This window comes from Acetomicrobium mobile (assembly GCF_937920065.1).
Genome location: NZ_CALETC010000175.1, coordinates 1 through 1,552 on the forward strand (window position 1 = coordinate 1; position 1,552 = coordinate 1,552).

General features: G+C 49.9%; 2 protein-coding genes. Both read left to right on the plus strand.

Translation table 11 applies throughout. The features are described 5' to 3' along the window. The coding region (locus tag Q7P41_RS06810; RefSeq protein WP_303883060.1) for a tyrosine-type recombinase/integrase at window positions 1–540 on the plus strand (540 nt) is incomplete at its 5' end. Between the two features lie 157 nt (window positions 541–697). Further along, a complete protein-coding gene (gene panC, locus Q7P41_RS06815) occupies window positions 698–1,546 on the plus strand; it encodes a pantoate--beta-alanine ligase (RefSeq protein ID WP_303883061.1) in 849 nt (282 codons plus the stop codon). Window positions 1,547–1,552 lie beyond the last annotated feature (6 nt).

Consider the following 1,552-nt stretch of genomic DNA (forward strand, 5'->3'; position numbering starts at 1 on the left):
AAGGAGACTTTAGGGGAAAGGATATTATCTGAAACCGACGTCCAAAGGCTCATAGGCATGGAAAGCAAAAAGCGCAATAAGGTCTTGCTTAATCTTATATATATAGCCGGCTTAAGGGTATCCGAAGCGTGTTCGCTTAAGTGGCGCGACATTCAACCTGCAATTAGTGGCGGTTATATAACGGTCTTCGGCAAGGGAGATAAAACAAGGACCATCCTGATAGGAAAAAGGATGTATGAAGAGCTTTTATCGCTTAAAGGCGAAGGCGGCCAAGACGACCCCGTTTTTGTATCTCAAAAATATGGTCCCCTCAGTTTGTCTCAGGCATGGCGCATAGTAAAAGCGGCAACCAAACGCGCAGGCATAAATCCAGGCGCATCGCCCCACTGGCTCAGGCATGCCCACGCTTCGCACGCACTTGAGCGGGGGTGCCCGATCCACCTCGTGCAGGCCACGTTAGGCCACGCATCTGTGGCAACAACCGGACGCTATCTTCATGCGAGGCCTAACGACAGCTCCGCTTTATATCTTGCCCAATAGCCCCATACAATTCGTGGATGCATACTTTTAGGTCCCTTAGCCATTACAGGATACGCCAATTTCACCGTGACGAAAGAGTAGGTTAAAGAGTGGGTTTTAGCAAACTCAGTTAATGGTAACCACCGTGATCGAAGATCGAGGAAGGCGAGTTTATCCTATGGAAGTCATAAAAAGGGTCGGCGAAATGCAGGAGGTATCTTTAAACTTAAAGCGACTTGAGAAGAGCATCGGCTTAGTGCCTACTATGGGTTGTCTTCACAGAGGGCACCTGAGCCTGATCGAGGCTGCCAGGCGAGAAAATGACATCGTAATAATGAGCAACTTCGTGAACCCCCTCCAGTTTGGCCCAAAAGAAGACCTTGCCACTTACCCCCGCGATCCAGATCGGGATAACAGGCTGGCAGAATCGGCAGGTGTGAATTACGTTTTTGCCCCTTCTAGCGGAGAAATGTATCCTGAAAAGTATAATACCTACGTCGAGGTCGAAGGCCCCATGGTCGAAAAGATGTGCGGCAAGTCGCGGCCCGGACATTTCAGCGGGGTAACGACCGTTGTCCTTAAGCTTTTTCTCATCACCCAGCCAGATCGCGCCTACTTCGGACAAAAGGACGCCCAGCAGGCCATTATCGTCAGAAAGATGGTTACCGACCTTAATGTCCCCATTAAAATCGTCACTTGTCCGATCGTCCGCGATGCCGATGGATTGGCTTTGAGCTCTCGCAATATCTATCTTTCCCCGAAAGAAAGAAAACAAGCTTTAGCCCTGCCTAAGGCTCTATCGGCCGGTAAAGATATGATACTTAAAGGCGAAACCGACCCTCAAAGCGTGCGGCAGCTCATTATAGAGGTGCTCGAATCATCCCCCGGCATCCGCATAGACTATGTGGAAGTCGTAAACGGCGACAACCTGGAAGAGCTGCAGACGATAAAAGGCAAAGTGCTGCTTGCGGCTGCGATATATGTGGGAAAGACCAGGCTCATCGACAACATCGACCTTGAGGTATAGCTCAAG

Coding starts and splice junctions, on each gene's coding strand:
- panC (WP_303883061.1), top strand. CDS start 698: ATGGAAGTCATAAAAAGGGTCGGCGAAATGCAGGAGGTATCTTTAAAC.